At 45.2% G+C, this 18,624-nt stretch carries 18 protein-coding genes; 11 read left to right on the top strand and 7 right to left on the bottom strand.

Features of this window, described 5'->3' with window-relative positions:
• Positions 1 to 8: 8 nt before the first annotated feature.
• Positions 9 to 923 carry a LysR family transcriptional regulator gene (locus tag QMG91_RS27910; protein ID WP_223098653.1) on the top strand — a complete coding sequence of 305 codons (915 nt, stop codon included), beginning with the start codon at positions 9 to 11 and terminating at the stop codon, positions 921 to 923.
• 419 nt (positions 924 to 1,342) lie between these two features.
• Here QMG91_RS27910 and QMG91_RS27905 read toward each other — a convergent pair whose 3' ends face one another.
• The 3 genes from QMG91_RS27905 to QMG91_RS27895 all read right to left on the bottom strand — a co-directional run bounded on the left by QMG91_RS27905 (position 1,343) and on the right by QMG91_RS27895 (position 3,003).
• On the bottom strand, positions 1,343 to 2,122 hold the full coding sequence (locus QMG91_RS27905; RefSeq protein WP_281831312.1) for an EAL domain-containing protein: 780 nt from the start codon (positions 2,120 to 2,122) through the stop codon (positions 1,343 to 1,345).
• Between the two features lie 182 nt (positions 2,123 to 2,304).
• Positions 2,305 to 2,634 carry a hypothetical protein gene (locus tag QMG91_RS27900; protein ID WP_223098651.1) on the bottom strand — a complete coding sequence of 110 codons (330 nt, stop codon included), beginning with the start codon at positions 2,632 to 2,634 and terminating at the stop codon, positions 2,305 to 2,307.
• A 21-nt stretch (positions 2,635 to 2,655) separates the two neighbouring features.
• Entirely contained in the window at positions 2,656 to 3,003 is a 348-nt protein-coding gene (locus QMG91_RS27895; protein ID WP_281831311.1) for a hypothetical protein, read from the bottom strand.
• Positions 3,004 to 3,257: 254 nt separating this feature from the next.
• On the opposite strand from QMG91_RS27895, the gene QMG91_RS27890 reads away from it, so the two are divergent.
• On the top strand, positions 3,258 to 3,800 hold the full coding sequence (locus tag QMG91_RS27890) for a DUF4274 domain-containing protein (protein WP_004404100.1): 543 nt from the start codon (positions 3,258 to 3,260) through the stop codon (positions 3,798 to 3,800).
• Between the two features lie 51 nt (positions 3,801 to 3,851).
• On the opposite strand, the gene QMG91_RS27885 is transcribed toward QMG91_RS27890, so the two are convergent.
• From QMG91_RS27885 to QMG91_RS27870, 4 genes are all read right to left on the bottom strand, one after another.
• The gene (locus QMG91_RS27885; RefSeq protein ID WP_281831309.1) at positions 3,852 to 5,723 is read right to left on the bottom strand and encodes a cellulose-binding domain-containing protein; all 1,872 of its coding nucleotides are present in this window, start codon (positions 5,721 to 5,723) and stop codon (positions 3,852 to 3,854) included.
• A gap of 15 nt (positions 5,724 to 5,738) precedes the next feature.
• Positions 5,739 to 6,416 carry an Lcl C-terminal domain-containing protein gene (locus tag QMG91_RS27880; protein WP_281831308.1) on the bottom strand — a complete coding sequence of 226 codons (678 nt, stop codon included), beginning with the start codon at positions 6,414 to 6,416 and terminating at the stop codon, positions 5,739 to 5,741.
• Positions 6,417 to 7,934, bottom strand: coding sequence for an ethylbenzene dehydrogenase-related protein (locus tag QMG91_RS27875; protein ID WP_281831306.1), 1,518 nt, complete (start codon positions 7,932 to 7,934; stop codon positions 6,417 to 6,419).
• Positions 7,935 to 8,249: 315 nt separating this feature from the next.
• Positions 8,250 to 8,600: a hypothetical protein gene (locus QMG91_RS27870; protein ID WP_004404106.1), complete on the bottom strand. Its 351-nt coding sequence runs from the start codon at positions 8,598 to 8,600 to the stop codon at positions 8,250 to 8,252.
• Between the two features lie 701 nt (positions 8,601 to 9,301).
• Between QMG91_RS27870 and QMG91_RS27865 the strand changes: the two genes are divergently transcribed.
• The 9 genes from QMG91_RS27865 (at position 9,302) to QMG91_RS27825 (ending at position 18,464) form a co-directional block, all read left to right on the top strand.
• On the top strand, positions 9,302 to 10,117 hold the full coding sequence (locus QMG91_RS27865; protein ID WP_281831304.1) for an EAL domain-containing protein: 816 nt from the start codon (positions 9,302 to 9,304) through the stop codon (positions 10,115 to 10,117).
• Positions 10,114 to 10,410 (top strand): DUF3088 family protein, encoded by a 297-nt coding sequence (locus QMG91_RS27860; RefSeq protein WP_022562181.1) that lies wholly within the window; start codon positions 10,114 to 10,116, stop codon positions 10,408 to 10,410. Before QMG91_RS27865 ends, QMG91_RS27860 begins: the two co-directional genes overlap by 4 nt.
• 113 nt (positions 10,411 to 10,523) lie before the next feature.
• Positions 10,524 to 10,892: an iron-sulfur cluster assembly accessory protein gene (locus QMG91_RS27855; RefSeq protein WP_004404109.1), complete on the top strand. Its 369-nt coding sequence runs from the start codon at positions 10,524 to 10,526 to the stop codon at positions 10,890 to 10,892.
• Between the two features lie 3 nt (positions 10,893 to 10,895).
• Positions 10,896 to 12,362: a Fe-S cluster assembly protein SufB gene (sufB, locus tag QMG91_RS27850; protein WP_004404111.1), complete on the top strand. Its 1,467-nt coding sequence runs from the start codon at positions 10,896 to 10,898 to the stop codon at positions 12,360 to 12,362.
• A gap of 6 nt (positions 12,363 to 12,368) precedes the next feature.
• The gene (gene sufC, locus QMG91_RS27845) at positions 12,369 to 13,115 is read left to right on the top strand and encodes a Fe-S cluster assembly ATPase SufC (protein WP_004404112.1); all 747 of its coding nucleotides are present in this window, start codon (positions 12,369 to 12,371) and stop codon (positions 13,113 to 13,115) included.
• Positions 13,090 to 14,346 carry a Fe-S cluster assembly protein SufD gene (sufD, locus tag QMG91_RS27840; protein ID WP_004404113.1) on the top strand — a complete coding sequence of 419 codons (1,257 nt, stop codon included), beginning with the start codon at positions 13,090 to 13,092 and terminating at the stop codon, positions 14,344 to 14,346. The genes sufC and sufD overlap by 26 nt, the downstream gene beginning before the upstream one ends.
• Positions 14,346 to 15,593 carry a SufS family cysteine desulfurase gene (locus tag QMG91_RS27835; protein WP_281831301.1) on the top strand — a complete coding sequence of 416 codons (1,248 nt, stop codon included), beginning with the start codon at positions 14,346 to 14,348 and terminating at the stop codon, positions 15,591 to 15,593. The genes sufD and QMG91_RS27835 overlap by 1 nt, the downstream gene beginning before the upstream one ends.
• A gap of 3 nt (positions 15,594 to 15,596) precedes the next feature.
• On the top strand, positions 15,597 to 16,001 hold the full coding sequence (gene sufE / locus QMG91_RS27830) for a cysteine desulfuration protein SufE (RefSeq protein WP_281831300.1): 405 nt from the start codon (positions 15,597 to 15,599) through the stop codon (positions 15,999 to 16,001).
• 306 nt (positions 16,002 to 16,307) lie between these two features.
• Positions 16,308 to 18,464, top strand: coding sequence for a hypothetical protein (locus tag QMG91_RS27825; protein WP_281831290.1), 2,157 nt, complete (start codon positions 16,308 to 16,310; stop codon positions 18,462 to 18,464).
• Positions 18,465 to 18,624: the final 160 nt, after the last annotated feature.

Genomic DNA, 18,624 nt, shown 5'->3' with positions numbered 1-18,624 from the left:
GAGAAGTTATGCATAAGTTTATGACTCAATTTCTTGAAGTCGCGACGCAAGGTTCTGTGACGGTTGCAGCAAAAAAATTGTGTATTAGTCAACCGACTTTGACGCATAACATGAAAAAACTGGAGCTCGAACTGGGATGTAAGATTTTCAATCGGACATCGAGAGGAGTTACTTTAACTGAGTATGGTGAAGTGGTTTACGAGAAAGCCCAATCAATGAAGAGAATCCACGAAAGGATGATTGCGACGTTAGACAATATGAATCAGCATCACCGGAACGAAATAAGGCTGGGAACAGGTGATGCATGGTGGATTTTGTTTGTCAACGATCTGGTTGAATCCTATTCCATCCGTTATCCCACAGCCAATATTCATGTTGAAATTGGCAGCCAACTTCTGCTGATGGACAAGTTGCTCAGTGAGGAAGTCGATATATTCCTTGGACACGAGATTGAAGGGTTAACTCGTTCTGGTCAGGTTCATTTTTTACCTCTATTTGTTCAGTCAGATTCTGTGTTTGCGCGAAAGTATCACCCACTTTCCAAAGGCACTGTGAGCCGCAATGATTTGGAAGACTACCCTAAAGTTAATATAGGGCTCAGCGATAGGCCGTATAGCTACTTAAAAGGTCTAGAGGTTTTTGATATTGAAATAGATCCTTTTTTTCAAAGTTCTACCACTTACGGGACAAATTCGCTTATGGTTGCGATTGATTGGTTGACTAGAACCGACGCATTGTTCGCTTACCCCAGCTCTATGTCAAATTATCTTGCAATGTACAATATTAAACCTTTGGATATTGAAGAAAAACATCCACTTTCGACGATCGGCATATACCTGCTTAAAGAAAGAATTGAGGATAATAATTTACAGACCATTATATTGGAAATTAAGAGCCGTATTCAGACCCTGCACGGTCAATAGGAGCGATACTATTGATGGTGGGGCTATTTGAAGAATAAATAAGGCACTTTGATGATATATCGTTAAGAATAATTGCCACTCAGTTTCGTTGTAAGTGCTAAGAACGCTCTCTTTTGATTTGGTATTGCGGCAATGCCACTTGATGCGGTCATCCTACGCGAAAAAAAGATAATTCACTTGGAGTGAGCGGTGTAATAAACACCACAGAATCAATAGTTCAAAAAGGATGGCTTGAATACTTAGATAAAGGAACTTCATGGGGTTAAATCTATTATTTCACGGGCTAAGTTATCTTTATCTGCGAACGCTTAAGTTTCTTTAAAAACAAAACGAAGCAATATCATTTGCTTTAGTTGTTGCAGGTTATCTGCCAAATGGTCGTTTAGCTATCTAGCAGATTTACAATGTAAATTATGATGTTATTCAAATTCTGATAAAGATGAAAAATTCACATCCGGTAAGCTCTCAAACCCCGGTTTCGCAAATAAGTATCCCTGCATTAGATCGACGCCCTGGGCCCGAAGCCACTGGTATTCCCCAAGGGTTTCAATACCTTCTACAACGGGGGTAACTCCCAAATCCTCAAACATTTGCAAGCAGCGTTTAATGATTACTTGACGGACTTTGTCTTGATGGATGTTTCTAATTAAATCCATATCTATTTTTACGATGTTCGTTTGGAAGTTTGCCAGCCTGTTTAAGCCTGAAAACCCTGAGCCAAAGTCGTCCACAGCAGTTTTAAATCCGAGCTTATTGTAGTGACTGATGATGTTTTTCGTGTGCTCAAAATCGTCCATTTTTTCCACTTCAGTAAATTCAAACATGATGTTCTGAATAGGAAAATCAAATGCTTTAGCGGCTTGTAAAGTCGTGTTAATACAGCGCTCTGGGCTATATATGGCATTTGGAAGAAAGTTGATGCTTAATACCGATGTCATGCCTAGCTTCGCAGCCATTGAAATGGCTTTTACTCTACATTGTTGATCGAAGGCGTATTTCTTCTCTTCAGTGACCTGAGACATGACGGAAATTGCGGACTCGTTTTTGGTTCCCCTCACCAATGCTTCGTATCCAAATAAGGTTTGGGATTGGGTACTGACAATCGGTTGAAAAGCCATCGTGAGTTCAAAACCAAGGTCACTTGCATTCGCACATCGCTGGCATCCATAAGCTTTAAAGCTATTTTCAGGTTCGTCCATAAACTCCAACTTATTAAGTTTGTTGTATATGTTAAACCTAGTTGCCAAGTGAATGAGAGACAAGAAATGCGTGGTATATGGTGACAAATATTCAATACATCATTTTTAAAAACACAAAGAAACCGAACGTCTCGCCATTGACCGTTCGGTTTTCAAAAAATCTAGTTAGGGATCTGCTTTGCTTAATCAACCAGATCTAATGCCACGATATTGACCGAGTGGTCTGGGTTTCCATCGCATCCGTCAACTCTAAGTGCGACCTTGCTTTTGGCATGATATGCAGAAAGTGACATTGATACGAGCTCTGAGAAGAGTGGGTGATGTTTCTTGATCACAAATTTCGATTGGTTACAGCCTGGGTATTTATAGCCTTCATGCGTAAAAAGATACATGCCTTCGCCACTCCAACCTGAAGCTACTCTAATCAATGTTTGAGGGTCGAGTGTTGTTTGCTGCGATGCATGTGTGGCAAATGAACACACGGCTATAGTCAAAGCGATAAAAAACTTCATTGGTTTAATCTCTTGTTTTCATTAATTGGAAATGTTTATCGCACCTGAAGGCGTCATGGTGTTGTAGGTGGTACTGGATGCAGAGTACCATCCGACAGGATTACAAGCATGTATATACACTTGTACTCTTTTCCCTGAAGTGAATGCCGCTAAAACCATGGAATAGACTTCTTTATATTGAGGGTGCGTTTTTTGAACGTAAAAACGGTTTTGTATCGTGCAGTTGCCTGGATTTCCAAAGTTACCGTAAACCATAAAGCCATTTCCACGTTCAATATCGACTCGGGTTGGTGTTGCGAATGACGTCCAACCTCCTGCATATACTGAAGTAGAAAGCAGTGCTGCTGAGAGTGCGATGAATCTTTTCATTATTGTTCTCATTAAATTAACTGATTTGCCAAATTACGAGGGGAAAAGTCTATAACGACAAGAGTGCAAGTAAAGTTGAAGGCAGTAGAAATGCGCGTGATGTTGCGGGATATTAGTTTTTGGTTGAAAGATACTGTTTTGTTCTTCTCTCATTATTATGTATCTAATTAATAAGAATAATTTTTGATTTCCCACCAATTCTCTCCACCAAGTGCATAATCGAAATATACCTATTTGATTGAGAGTGAGTTCGAATGGCAAAGCGTCTTTCTAAAGAAGAGAAATATCGAGCGTCTGTTTGTTTTGAATGTGGCTGTATACCGACGAAAAAGAAACTTGAAGAGATTCTGATTGAAAAAGGTGAAGAACTAGAAATTTTAAAGTATGTGACCGACCAATTTGGAATTGAGGTGGGTGAGGCTATAACGGTAGAGGGTTTGGCTTCAAAAGAAGAGATTCATTACGCAGCCGCAAACTACAATTGGGACGATGGTAATTTTGATGTTTTAAACGCATTTTTGGATCATCCCAAATGTGATGCTGGCACTGCAAATATGCTTTACTGGAAAGGTTCAGGGTTCCATGCCGCTAAGTTTTCTTCTAGTAAGCAAGAGAAGCATTTTTATGAAAAGCTTCTTTCCAAGTTTAAAGAACGAGGTTTTGCAACGTACCAAATAGCGTTCGATCCCTACGATGAACTTTTTGTTCCATCTCTCGATGAGTGTCTTGAACAGGGGTATGAGATTCCAGGTTATCTTTTCTGCCAATACAGCACGATGAAAGTTGATACAGATTAAAAGGGCATCAACGGATGCCCTTTATTTGTTCAGAATATTTACACTGTAAACTTACTGACCGCAGACGAGTTCCCAACTGCCATCGCTGCCAGGGATAGAGTCTGTCCAGTATTTGGCTTGATAAATCTTGCCCTGATAGACCATTTTGTCGCCAGTGCCAGCATGACTAGGGTTTCCTGCCCAGTCCTTCTGAGGCCAGTTCGGGTATTCGTTGACACCAGCGGTATTACAACTGCCACCACCTCCACCTGAGCCACCTGTTGTGAAGCTCGCAGTCAGTGTTACTCCAGAGAACGAACTGTATCCCGTGAGATTAATGTAGTAAGTGCCCGCTTTCGGGGAAGCAAATGGGCATGACTCACTATTTCCACTCTTGTACGGGCGGCAGTCGTGGCTTGTTGAGGTAGGTTTCGAGCCGAATTTCACGTACAGGTCGACATCGCCTGAACCGCCGCTGGTCGCGATATTCAGATTGGTTGCGCCCGCAGGTACGTCCAGAGTGTAGGTAATGGTCTGGTCTTTAGAGCCAGAAATACCAGTGACCGGAACACCATTTTTTAGCTTGCTGCCCGTAGGTGGGTTTGGATCAGGATCAGGTGTTGTGGTGCCTTTATCGATCACAGATAGCTTGTTAGATGCCTGAGTCAGCTTAAGCACATCACCTATTTGAGACGCCGACCACCAGTTAACCCCGCTTGGTAGTGCCAATGGGTTTGCGTTACGCTGATCGCGGCTCAGTGTCTCTGCGCCAGAACCAAATTGGGCTGTACGTACTTCAAGTTTATCTGGGCTAACGCTTAGTACCTTGAATTGCTGAATGCTGGCGAGATCGATGGTCCAGCTCTTCGGGTCGTTAGCACTTCTGGCTGGCGCACCCCAGCTTCCTTCACCCACATAAACAGTACCGCCAGACGTAGTAGCGGTGAAGTTCGAACCAGAAGGTTTCAGCGCTTCGGTTACTTTGTTGATATGCGTATCCGATTCCACCACCAGATTCATTTTGTGTTGGTAGAACAAGTTCGCCCACCAGGTAACCAGAATGGTATTGTCACGCTTGCCTGAATAGTGCGGATACATTGGTTTGTGGTATTGCGCGACTCGCCATTTTGCTGAAGACGCACTTGCCGAAAGATCCTGGCTTAACCAGTTATTCATCGCAGTGGCGTAGCTCGACCAGCCGCTGTCTTTAAACTGACTGTTCAGGGTATAAACACGCATCAGAGGCGAAACGTTAAACGCTCCGTAGGTGTCTTTAGGGTTACAGGTTTTGTTGCCATCGAAGTCGACCCCAAACACCTGACAGACGGTACTGTAGTTGTCGTCTTCATGGTTGCCGTGGGTCGGCACAAATGGATAAATACGCTTGTAGCTAACGCCGTCAATCAGGTCATTGGAGAACGTCAGCTGCCAGTCTTTCAGGTATTCAGACATTTCTGAGACTGAGTTTTGGTTGGTGTAATCGCCGCCATGCATAATGAAAAGCGGGCGGATTTTCGCAACCAGCTTGTTCCCTGCACGGCGATTTGTCCAACCTGTTCGGGTATCGCCGCCAGCAATCGCAACAAAAGGTGAATTGTCTGTTGGCGCAGTTCTAAACCACAAACGGTCGCCACAGCCCGCATCGTCACACACACGATAGTAAACAGGGGAATTGGCCGGCAAACTGCTAAGCTGCACAAAACTGTTTTTCAGTGAGCCACCAAACGTGTGGCTAAAGGTGACATTGGCTTTTTTCCACTGTTGCTCATCGGTTGTGAAGCCATATTTCACATGATGGTTTGCACTGGATGTGGGAGTGAACCCAACCGTCGCTTTGGAAGAAGGCGAAGCATCCCACACCAAACGGTGATATTGGCTACCTGCGAAGCTTTGACAAGCCATGGCAGAAAGACCAATCAGAATACTCGTTCTGAGGTAATTCATTTTGATAGTCCTTTATTATTCATTATTTCTTGAAGTGATTGACGATAATGTCATCTGCGAGGTATGCCCCTCGCGGTGCCAGTCAGCGACCAGCACCACAAAGGCAGCATTGCGATAAGGCAAAGGCTGTGCCTTGCCTTCAAATAAATTCACCGCCAGCGCTCCATGCTTTAGGTGTCGGAAATGGCGTTCCAGCGATTGCTGTGCGTTTTGTGTCCAGTAGTCGCTGTTCTTAATGCGAGGGAAAAAGTCCGTTGCGATTTGTGCCTGATGAGGGCGATCGTTGTATTCGAGTAACGCGATAAGCTCTTGCTCTGTCGGTAAGCGCCAGTGGTGAATACCACACAAGCCCGCCTTGTTGGTACGAGTAATCAAAGCATCCGTGTCACAACGTCCATTCTTATAAAAGCAGTCCCCTTTGTTGGCATCCCCAAATTCGCCGTTGTACCAGGAATACGTCCAGTCAGCATCGTGGATGGATTCATCATCCGTTTTGACTTCCCATAACAGGTCTTGCTCGGTATCGGCTACACATGCCCACGGTCCTTGCCATGGTTTGAGAGCGTCTCCAGATTTTGTGATTTTCACGTATCGGGGATGATCGAGCTGAACGGGCAGCGCATTAACAGCAAAGTAACTGTAAACCCCGGCAGCACAGACCATAAGCAGAGTGAAAAACAGGCGAGTTTTCATTTACAGATACTCCAGCTGAAAAGGTCGATGGTGGCGCGTGTGAGCGACCTGAGAGTGGTCAAATGCCGATACCCAGATGCAGGTGCCATTTTCCAGCGCCACGTCATGCTGAGAGCCGGTGTTGTGCTGACGGGACACTTCCAGAGTCCAGTAACCGTCTTTCCATATCCCGCGAGCTCGTACATTGGCTCTGTCGCCTTCAAACTGGTTGGAACGGTATAAGACGGAAGGAAGCTCTGTGCCTTCCGAGTAAGTGTCTAGGCTTGATTTGTAAGGCTGGCTGCCAAACCAGGCCAGAGGCTTGGTGATGTCTGACTCAGCTTTGGGTAATCGCTTTGGCGTGATTTGGTTGGGGGAATACCACTTCCAGTTCATCTTGTATCCGCCACTGTCTTTGCCATCAGGTAAATATCCGGCGGTATATCTACGTTGACCAAACCGAGTGTTGCTGGGTGCACCAAAGAAATTATCGTCTGCCTGAAACATGTCGTTGGTTCTGACTGCCTTCCAGTGCCACAGGTCGCGAATCTTATTGTCCATGCTCGCGTGATAACCCTTGCCATGCCAGTTTTCAGGTTTTCCTTTAATGGGCTTTCTTCCAAGGTAGGCGGTTCCGTCTGCCCCGAATCCACATGTGCTGGAAATCATCACCGCAAACTTATCTTCGTAATAGACGGTTTCGTCAAACTCATGAAAACCGTTCTGGCGAACAACCCATTTTCCATCTTGCTTAAATAATGGAAGGTGAGCGAGGCTCTTAGTTTCGTCTTTCCAGTGAAACAGAAAGTAAGTTTCATACTCGTTTGCGGCGGCTTTGATGGACACAGTGGTTGCGCCATTTTCGAAATTGGCACCGCCTGTAGTTTTTACCGAAACGTAGGGAATGTCGCTCCAGAACACCTCGTCGGGCTTACCGTTGATTTCAATTAAGGTCTCGGAGCTAAGGCGGTGAACCTGCAGTGGCATCTGGCTGCTGGTGGTCATAAATGCCCAGCCAGCTCCGGCGGTTGTCAGTGTCAGTAACAGAGTAAAAGAGAGCCTTGCCTGCTTGAGAGTGCGAAAGGGGAGAACAAGTTTTAAAACAGACGCACCATACTGAATGATATAAACCAGGCTATGCAATATCAGAAAAACCAACATGCCAATCGCCGACCAAAAATGCCATGTCTGTAGGTTCAACCAATCAGATTGCCACCAGTAAAGTCCGCCAGTTATTAACGCCGAGGTTGTCACCCCATAACCAAAATACTGAACCCACAAGTGGTAGGAAGAAGTGGGTTTGGTTGCCCGTTTTTTCCGCAATGCAAGATACACCACATACCCAAATACAGCGGCAAATAAGATCACTCCACTCAGGTAATGAAGATCGTGCATTTGCCCTTCAGGCAGCAGTGGCGATAACCAGTAAAGGGAGCGATTCGAGACAAGATGAATACGAAGCCCGGTGAGCAAGTTCACTAGAGCAGAAATCGAAACGATAAGATGGAGCAACACAAAGTTGAAACGCTGAGGGTTCATGTTTTTGTTCTAAGCAACTAACCAATAAAATTATTAAGGAAAGATGGTAGAAGCTATTGAACCAATTGCTATTTAAGCAATGTTAAAAAACTGTGACTTACAAAAGTGGTTCTATTTTTTTATGCAACGAATTGAGTTTTTCAAAGAATGTATGTCACAGCTAACGAGAAAAAAAGGGTTATGCTCTTTTCCCGCTAATAACAGCTTCAACATTAAGCTTTGTTGTAAGGGTATGTTTTTGTTGCGTTTTAATATCTCGGTCGCAAATTACATGACTTTTACGTTAAACAGGCACCTGCGAAAGGTGCCAACCAACTAGTCACTGATCTTAACTGTAGAAGCCCTCTTAGGTTTACTTTTGTGTTTCCAGTCTTCCCAGTGTCGCCAGTCCGCTTCGAACTTAATGAAAACACGCCCTTTTTTGTCGAATTCGAGACCGGCATTTTCCAGTGTTTTGAAAGGTACAACACCAGTAAACATCCAGGCATTATTTAGTGCTTTCACTTTGCAGGCAGAAACGCGAAGTGTTGGTAATGAAGGGTAACGCTTTACCCATTGTTGCCACGCAAATAAAGATTCATTGTAAAACCACACAAAGGTGCCTTCACGCACACCAACGATGTGTCCGGGTGTTCTGGCTAATCTGGCTTTATCTTTTAGTTTCATCGCATCCTCTTACGGCACATATGACCGAATAACAGCAAGTTAATCTTGATGCCAACTGGATGGAGGAGAGGGTATTTTTTAAGTGCGATTATTTAATGTTTTTCTGAAGTTATCGCTACTTGATACCTATACGTTTTTACGGTTATTAAATCGCATTCGGTTTTGTGAACAATGAAGTTGTTAAATATGAGACTTGGCGTGTATAAACTGGGTAATGGTTCGAACACCGTGTTTTTTGCTGAACACGGCTAAAATGGCGAAAAAATTCAGCCAATTTTCCAAGTTTAGCCAGTGATTACGGAAATATGACAGTGCTACCTTTGTTCCAAATATTGCTTGCTTAAGAGTGAGAGATTTCTGGGTATAAATTTCTAAAAATAAAAGTAATTTAGCCAATCTCACTGTGAAAGTAAGACTCGTCGGTGTAATCAGTAAAAAATGCCACTAATTTTCCCTCTGGAACTGCCTGCAAATCTTGAGTATCAAAATCTGATATCACTCGAAGTTTTTTATGTAATGAACCGAATACGCAAGAATGAAAAGGTGTTCTAAATGTATATATGAGTTCGTTTAACCTAACTGGTTGTTCTGAAAAGCCATTAAGGGTATAGCTGGAGGAGAGAAATCGATTGCTTTGCTGTTGGCTATTCGAAAAAACATGAACAACGTAAGTTGAGCTACAAAAATAATAAAGGCTTAATATGAAAGTGGTGTACAACACTCAGGAAGATCCGGTTCAGGACATTATTTTCACCGATGAACAGGGGTGGTCTTACTCTTCGTTTGATGGCATTACCTTCAAAGGTGTTTATCAACCCATTTTTGACAGACAAAACAACATACATGCCTATGAAGGTCTGGTTCGTATTACCGATCAAAATGGGGATGTGGTGTCCCCCGATGACTATCTGAAACCCATACGAGGCGATTTGAAAAAGCTGATGCTTTTTTTTCTGATTACAGGAAAAATTCATTTTCAGAATTTCTCTCGTTTTTATCTGCCCGAACAGTCCATTTTTATTAACGCTCCACCCTGTGTTTTCAACACGCTGGGTAATTCTCTGGGCGCGATTGAGCAACTGTTGATACGCTTACAGGCTCTTGGTGTACCCAAGGAAAACGTCGTTTACGAAATCATGGAAGACAACAATACCGAGATGTCGTTAATGGCACAGGGTATCGCTAATTTGAAAGAAGTCGATATTCGAGTCGCACTGGACGATTTTGGCTCTATGGGGTGTGACATGGCGCGAGTACGTCGGCATGATGTGAACATTGTGAAAATCGACAAAGCGATGGTTCAGAATTTTGTGTCTACTCGGTCACAGATATGGGAAGTACTTGATTACTGTCAATCCAGAAACATCACGACCATCGCTGAGGGAATAGAGACGCAGGAACAACTCGCGATCATGAAAGAGTGGGGGGTGGACTATTTTCAAGGTTACTTGCTTGGAAAGCCAATTTCTGCACAAAATATACTAGGTGTTCAGAGTCAACAGGGAAGTAATGAATGAAGCCGATTTTGTTTGTACTGAAAATGCCATTTATGGATGAAGGGCAAAGCTGGATATGCTCGCACTGCGCCATGATTGAAGGTGCACTTCAGGCAAATCCTCACTGGGAGCAGCACACGGACGTTCGCAGAATAGCATTTCCCAAGCCCAGGAATGAAGTAATTGAATTAATAGGTGAGAACAATCAGTGGCTACCTGTACTCATTCTGGAAGGTAACAATACCCTTACGCATCCTGTTGAAATTATAAATTATTTGGCAGATGCGTTCGGTGGTGCTAAAGTGCACCCCTAGCCAAAAAATCTTCATTCTGTAACACTTCCTGTTTAACCACTTTGGACTTATGGTTGATCTGCAATTGATAATCATTATCATGTGCTCCATCTTTACTACTATAAGGTGTGGTTATGGCATCTCATACCGAAGGAACCATGGAGTTCTCGCTAGAGGACGCGCAATGGCAAGGTATCACTCTTACTCCCGCTGCGGCTAAGCGAATCCTGCAACTTTCGACGGACGGAAAGGCAATTCATTTGTCTGTTAAAGCGTCGGGTTGTACAGGTTATGCTTACGTCCTTGATCAAATCGAAGCTCCAGAGGAAGGCGATCTGTCTTTCGAATCCAATGGCGCAACAATCTACGTCGCCCTTTCTGCGATGCCATTCCTTGATGGCACCGAAGTGGACTATGTCCGCGAAGGGCTTAATCAGACCTTTACCTATAAAAATCCTAACGTCAAAGCCGAGTGTGGCTGCGGTGAGAGCTTTGGTATTTAGCAAATGACTGCAATTGAAATTCAGCCTGAAGTCCAAGAGGCAATGAATAAGGAAGGATACAAAGAAGGGTTCTACACCCAGCTTGACAACGACACCTTAGAAAAAGGCATTAACGAAGACGTCGTACGTGCGATTTCTGCCAAGAGAAATGAACCGGAATGGATGCTTGAATTCCGGCTTGAAGCTTATCGATTATGGAAAGAGATGGAAGAGCCACACTGGCTCAAAGCGGAATACCCGTCTCTGGATTACCAAGGCTACAGTTACTACTCCGCGCCAAGCTGCGGTAAATGTGAAGGCAATGACCTGGAGTCCGATGGCTCTAATGAATTCCTGACCAAAGAAGTAGAAGATGCGTTTGACCAACTGGGTGTGCCTGTTCGTGAAGGTGCGGAAGTCGCGGTTGATGCGATTTTCGACTCGGTTTCTGTGACAACGACCTATCGTGATGAACTGAAAGAGCAAGGCATTATCTTCTGCTCGTTCAGCGAAGCCATTCATGAATACCCAGACTTGGTACGTAAGTACCTGGGGACTGTGGTTCCACCAAAAGACAATTTCTTTGCTGCGCTTAATGCCGCAGTAGCGTCTGACGGTTCATTTGTATACGTGCCTCCGGGCGTACGTTGTCCGCGCGAATTATCTACCTACTTCCGAATCAACCAGGCAAAAACGGGTCAGTTTGAGCGTACGATTCTGGTTGCCGATGAAGGTGCTTTTGTCAGCTACATTGAAGGGTGTTCTGCACCTGTGCGTGACACATACCAGCTTCACGCTGCTGTGGTTGAAGTGATTGTTCACAAAGATGCCGAAGTGAAGTACTCAACAGTACAGAACTGGTTCTCGGGCGTAGAAGGCTCGAAAGGCGGTATCCTGAACTTTGTAACTAAGCGTGCCGTTTGTGAAGGTGCAAACAGCAAAATGTCCTGGACGCAGTCTGAAACAGGCTCTGCGATTACCTGGAAATACCCAAGTGTAATCCTCAAAGGCGATAACTCTGTCGGTGAGTTCTTCTCGGTTGCTCTGACGAATGGCGATCAGAAAGCCGACACAGGTACCAAGATGATTCACATCGGTAAAAACACCAAGTCGACCATCATTTCTAAAGGTATCTCAGCAGGTAAGAGTGAAAACAGCTACCGTGGCTTAGTAAAAGTTCTGCCAAGTGCCGAAGGTGCCCGTAACTTTACACAGTGTGACTCCATGCTAATTGGTGCAGACTGTGGCGCGCACACCTTCCCTTACGTAGAAGTGAAAAACTCTACAGCTCAGGTAGAGCACGAAGCGACCACTTCCCGAATCGGTGAAGATCAGCTCTTCTATTGTGTGCAGCGAGGCATCAGCGAAGACGACGCTATCTCAATGATCGTTAACGGATTCTGTAAAGACGTATTCTCAGAGCTGCCACTCGAATTTGCGATTGAAGCGCAAAAACTCCTTTCCATCAGTTTAGAACACAGCGTGGGCTAACCCAGTATGCTAGAAATTAAAGATTTAAAAGCCAGTGTTGAGGACAACCAAATCCTTAACGGTATTAACCTTTCCATCAAACCGGGCGAAGTTCACGCCATTATGGGACCAAACGGTTCAGGCAAAAGTACGCTTTCTGCCACACTTGCGGGTAAAGAAGACTACGAAGTGACCGACGGCGAAGTTCTGTTCAAAGGCAAAGACCTTGTTGAACTAGATCCTGATGAAAGAGCGGGCGAAGGCGTATTCCTAGCATTCCAGTACCCGGTAGAAATTCCGGGCGTAAGCAACAAGCTGTTTCTGAAAACCGCGCTGAATGGCATTCGTGAATACCGCGGCGAGCCAGAACTGGATCGTTTTGATTTTGAAGACCTGCTTGAAGAGAAAGCAGACCTTCTGAAAATGCCCGTTGATCTGCTCAATCGTTCTGTGAACGAAGGCTTCTCTGGTGGTGAGAAAAAACGTAACGACATTCTGCAAATGGCAGTTCTGGAGCCGGAACTTTGCATTTTAGATGAAACGGATTCAGGTCTGGATATCGATGCTCTGAAAGCGGTGTCTGACGGTGTGAATGCCCTTCGTGATGGCAACCGTTCATTCATCGTAGTTACGCACTACCAGCGTATTCTGGATTACATTAAGCCTGATTTTGTACACGTACTGTACAAAGGCAAGATCGTGAAATCGGGCGATCACACGTTGGCGAAAGAGTTAGAGGACAAAGGTTATGGTTGGATTATCGGAGAAGAGTAGAGACGTCGCACTGACGCGTCTGCGCTCTCTGGCTGGCCATTCAAGCTGGCAGGAAAACAGCTGGCAATCTTTGGCTCTTTGGGGAATCCCAACGGCTAAGCACGAAGATTGGAAATACACGCCACTGGATGGATTTCTAAGCCTCGATTACCGCGAGCCTAGAAAAAACAACATCGACAGCATTTCATTCGAAAGCATCAGCATGAGCTTTGATTGCTATCGTCTGGTGTTTTTTGATGGAAAGTTCAATCCAGAGCTGTCTGATGACATTCCAAACACCACGGTAACCGAGCTGAACGCGCTGGACGACGTTCAACAGCAGCAACTGGCGCATACCATCAGCCAAGAAGCGTTCTCTGCTCTGACGGACGCTACAGCGACCGCTGGTATTTACATCCACATCGCGAACAACACGCAATTGGATAAGCCTATTTATCTTTTCCACCTGAATTCTGGTGGGGACGGTGAACTGGTTAGCTACCGCCACCATGTAGAATTGAGCCGTCTTGCAGAGTGCCATATTTACGAACACCATGTGTCTCTCAACCAAGGTGGTGGAGTGACTTGTGCGCGTTTGACGGCGAACGTGAGCGACGGTGCAAGCTTTGAACACATCAAATTGATCGAAGAAGGTTCTCTACAGCATCATTTCGGTCACAACGACATCACGCTATACCGTGACAGCCGCGCGACCAGCCATACGTTCCTTCTGGAAGGCAAGCTGATCCGACACAACACCAGTAGCGTACTGAAAGCCGAAGGTGGCGAGATCGAAATGAACAGTCTGAACCTGCCGAAACAGGATCAGGTGTTTGATACCCGTACTTTCCTTCGTCATAAATCCGCACACTGCAATAGCCATCAAACACACAAAGTGATCGGCAAAGACAATGGTGTGGGCGTATTCAACGGCATGATTTACGTCGACAAAGGTGCCATCAAAACAGACGGTCAAATGGACAACCATAACCTTCTTTTGAGCGAAAAAGCGCAGGTTAACAGTAAACCCCAGTTGGAAATTTACGCCGATGACGTAAAATGCAGCCACGGTGCTACAACGGGTCAAATAGACCAGAATCAGGTTTTCTACCTGCAGGCTCGTGGTATTCCGAAAGCTAAGGCAGAAAAAATGATCACCTTTGCGTTTGCAGGTGAGCTGACTGATGCCATTGAACATGAAGAAGTTCGCAAACACATCATTCGTCGTATTGAACAAAAACTGGACCTGTAATGAGCACTGAAATAAACCAAGATACCAACCCATGGCGCAAAGACTTCCCGACACTAAATCAGGAAATCGACGGTAAACCATTGGTGTATCTTGATTCAGCTGCCAGTGCTCAGACTCCGACCAGCGTTATCGACCGCATGACAAGCTTCTACCGCGATGAATACGCCTCGGTGCATCGCGGGGTTCATCAGCTAAGTGCTGCGGCAACCGATAACATGGAGCAGGTTCGTGACAAAGTTTGCACCTTTCTGGGGGCAGACACTCGCGATGAAATCGTATTTACCAAAGGCACCACGGAAGCCATAAACCTGGTTGCCAACGGTTACCTGCGTCCGCTGCTTCAAGAACGAGGCGACAAGCCAAGCGAAATCGTGATCTCTAATCTGGAGCATCACGCTAACATCGTGCCCTGGCAGATGCTGGCGGAGCAGTTCAACCTGACCGTGAAAGTCTGGGAAGCCGACGAAAATGGCGAATTGGATATTCAAGCGCTAGAACCTCTGTTGTCTGAAAAGACGGTACTTGTGGCGGTGGCTCACATCTCCAACGTGCTGGGTGCTCGTACTCCGATTGAATCTGTGACTCAACTGGCGAATGAACGCGGTATTCCTGTGTTGCTGGATGGTGCTCAGGCGGTGATGCACGAAACGGTAGATGTGAAGTCGCTGAACTGCGATTTTTACGTGTTCTCCGCACACAAACTGTACGGTCCAACGGGGATTGGTGTTCTGTATGGTAAGAAGTCTCTCCTAGATGCCATGAGCCCCTGGGAAGGTGGCGGCGCAATGATCGACAAGGTCTGCCTGCCGACCGGCACTACATTCAACCAAGCGCCGTGGAAATTCGAAGCCGGCACACCAAACATTGCTGGAATTCTTGGGTTGGGTGCTGCGATTGATTACGTACAAGAAGCTGGTCTGGATACGATTGCTCAATATGAGAACCAGTTGATGGATTATGCACTGACGCAACTCTCAACTATTGATAATATTGAGGTTTATGGCAAACCAAGCCATCGAGCTGGCGTAATACCATTCAATCTTGGTGAACATCACGCGTATGACGTAGGAACGTTTCTGGACCGATACGGCATTGCGGTTCGCACAGGGCACCACTGCGCGATGCCCCTGATTAGCTCGTTGGATCAATCGGCAGTTTGTCGTGCTTCTATTGCCCTCTATACCACCCGTGAAGACATTGACGCTTTGGTGGCAGGGCTGAAACGAATCAATATGTTGTTAGGATAAAAGATGACACCAGAAAAACTGGTCAAAAACTTCAACCGCTGTCAGGACTGGGAAGAAAAGTATCTATACATTATCGAATTGGGAGAGCGTTTAGCGCCTATCTCCGATGATAAGCGAATCGATGATTACCTAATCAAAGGCTGTCAGAGCCAGGTTTGGTTGGATCAGGTTCAGGATGACCAAGGTGTTTTCCATTTTTCAGGCGACAGTGATGCCGCCATTGTAAAAGGGCTAATCGCAGTAACAGTGATTGCCTTTGACGGGAAAACAGCCAAAGAGATTCTGGATTTCGATATTAACCAATGGTTCGAAGAGCTAGAGCTACATAAACACATCACTCCCACCCGTTCTCAAGGCTTGTCAGCCATGGTGGCAAGCATTCAGAAAACCGCGGAAATTTATTCCTAACCGTTTCCAAGCACAAGAGGTTTCCTTATCCCTCTTGTGCTTGATATTTCGACCTTTCTTCCCAGCCCTTTCTTACAAGCTCCTACCCTATCCTCATCAAAACTGAAGACCTATTTTTTGCGACCTAAAAGCACGTTTATTTCATTAACGGCATTTTTACCGTAATGGTGTCTCATTTTTGATACTGAGTTTTTAATTTATCGACTATTGATAAACAAACTGCATGGCTGAGTTTAATGACCCTAATTGACGCTTTTTTACCCCCCATATACCTTCATGCCCATCAAATTGAATAAGGGCAGAACAGTGAAATTTATTGGTAAAAATACCTTTAAACATATACCTACAGCGCTTCTTGTAGTAGTGGCATTGTCGGGATGTAACGGAGGAGGAGATTCTGGCAATACCTCGTCGAATGTTAAGCCTGCTCCTACGCCGGGTGGCGGCTCGGTGATACCTGACCCCGTTAAGCCGAGCAATGTGCAAAAAGCGTTTACGCATACAACAGCTCTAATGAACAACGGAATGCCATCCAGATTCTCGATTTCCGGATCGAAATTTACTCACCCTCAACCAAATATGGGTAATGGCGCGGCATTCAGACCTGAAGTTGTGGTGTCTGAAAAACCTAATGGTGGGTACGTGGTTGCCTGGCGAGACTACAGTTCTCAAACGGGGGAAGGTGGCGTTGTTTTCACTGAGTTTGATGATGACCACAATGCCATTAGTAACTATCGATTTAGCCCCGAGTTGAAATTTGGTCAATCATACGTTTCCCGTGATTTTCGAATAACTCAGGCGGTTTATGGCTCTCCTCTGAAACCTATGCCCAAAAGGCAGGATGTGGTCACCGATAGAAAGGGACGAACCTGGACAATTCAGGGAGGTGTTTTTGGAGGACGTCATCAGGCGTCGACTCTGACCAGTCGAAACCTTCACTTTTCTGGTTGCTCGCTTTTTTATCATCGAGATGACGTCGCGTCTGCGAAAAAAGCGCTTAATGATCTAAAAAATAAAATAGCATCGGAAAGCAAAGCGACTATCTTGTCCAAACAAAATGCTCTCTACAATACGTTTAAAAATCAGCTTAAAACGCAACATGCACGAGAGGTTTATCAGGATTATTTAAAAGAGCTTGAAACCAAGTCCGAGAGTGAGCTGAAACGTCATTACGAAGCTGAAATCCATCAAGTGATTCAGGGAATAGAAAGCGGAGTCGTGAAAGCGTCGGATCCTAATCGATATGTAGAAGCGCGAGCCCTGCAAATCAAAGGCGGAACATGGGTCACCTACGACACAGAAGGCTATGTAAAATGCGAACAGTATTACGGGCTATTTCAGAAGCGTGAATCTAAATCCATCAAAGGAAAGCTCTCCAAACTGGTTGGGTTTACCGTTTTGGACAATGGCAACTACGCGTTCGCATATTCTTACGGAATTCGGGGTATGGGTGCAGCGTTTTTCAATGACGCACCAAGAGAAAAAACGGTCATTCGCATCATTCAACCAGATGGCACGTTAGTTAGAGAGAAGGTCATCTTTGGCGCGGACAAACCAAGTCAGCACAAAAGTAGATACAACTCGATGGCTTTGAGCACAGCTCGAATGGCGAGTGGTGATGGTTATATTGCACTGCACACTTCAACCCAGTTTAACTACCCAGGGCAGGGGGAGCACCAGTCAGGCTGGGTAGGTATTTTTGACAGTAATCTGAATCAGCTCAATGGCGATCACACCACTACGCTAAGTTTCCATAATATGGATCACCGGATGATTTACGATGCGTCTGAAAAGCAGTTTGTTGCGCTTTGGACATCCGATGGCGGTGGTGGGTTAACTGTCGGTGCTTACAAACCCGGAAAACTGGAAAGCAGCGGTAAGCCTTCAAAAGAAACGCCTGCCACCTCGCTGTTCAAGCCGGAGCAAAAACCTGCGAGTTCGACGACGAATTTCACTTATACCCAGTTAGGGCAGACCGTAGCTATAGGAAGTGGTGAGTATGCGAGTATTTTTACCGCTGCACTTAAAACCAAGACCATCTCGTCCAACTACAACCTCTTTTTCTACAAAGGGAAAATTGACGGAAAGCCAGTACCAGACACGGATTTGGTCCAGTACACGCATTTTACTGATGCAGGAACAGGCAATACAGGGAAAACCATGAATGGTACTAACATTGTAAACCCTAAGATGTTTCCGGTTGGTGAGAACCTTGTGGTTATTTACCAGAAAGTCTTGAAAGACAGACGCGAAGTCGATACCACTTATTCCATGGTCATTGATAAATCCGGTAAGGTGTTGCAGTCCGCTGCTCCATTGATTGACAACAATAATCAGCCTGTCCATATCCCACGAGGTGCTGAACCTCAGGTATTGAAAAATGGAGATATCGTCTGGGCTGTTGGAAGAACATCTTCGGCACCAGAGCTCAATGTTTACGCCATTTCTGGCAGTTATAAATAAGCTAGGTTTCACGGCTAACACAACGTAAATATGGCTGTGAAAGTAATTCCTAACTACCTCGGTCTAATAAATACCTGTTCCTTCTGGGGCAGGTATTTTCTTATCTACATCTTCTCATCAAACCGTTTTAAGACAGTAATCCTCAAAATTCTGAGCACGC

The sequence above is a fragment of the Vibrio nigripulchritudo genome (assembly GCF_027924785.1).
Taxonomy (GTDB): Bacteria; Pseudomonadota; Gammaproteobacteria; order Enterobacterales; family Vibrionaceae; genus Vibrio; species Vibrio nigripulchritudo.
This window is presented reverse-complemented; position numbering and strand designations above follow the sequence as displayed.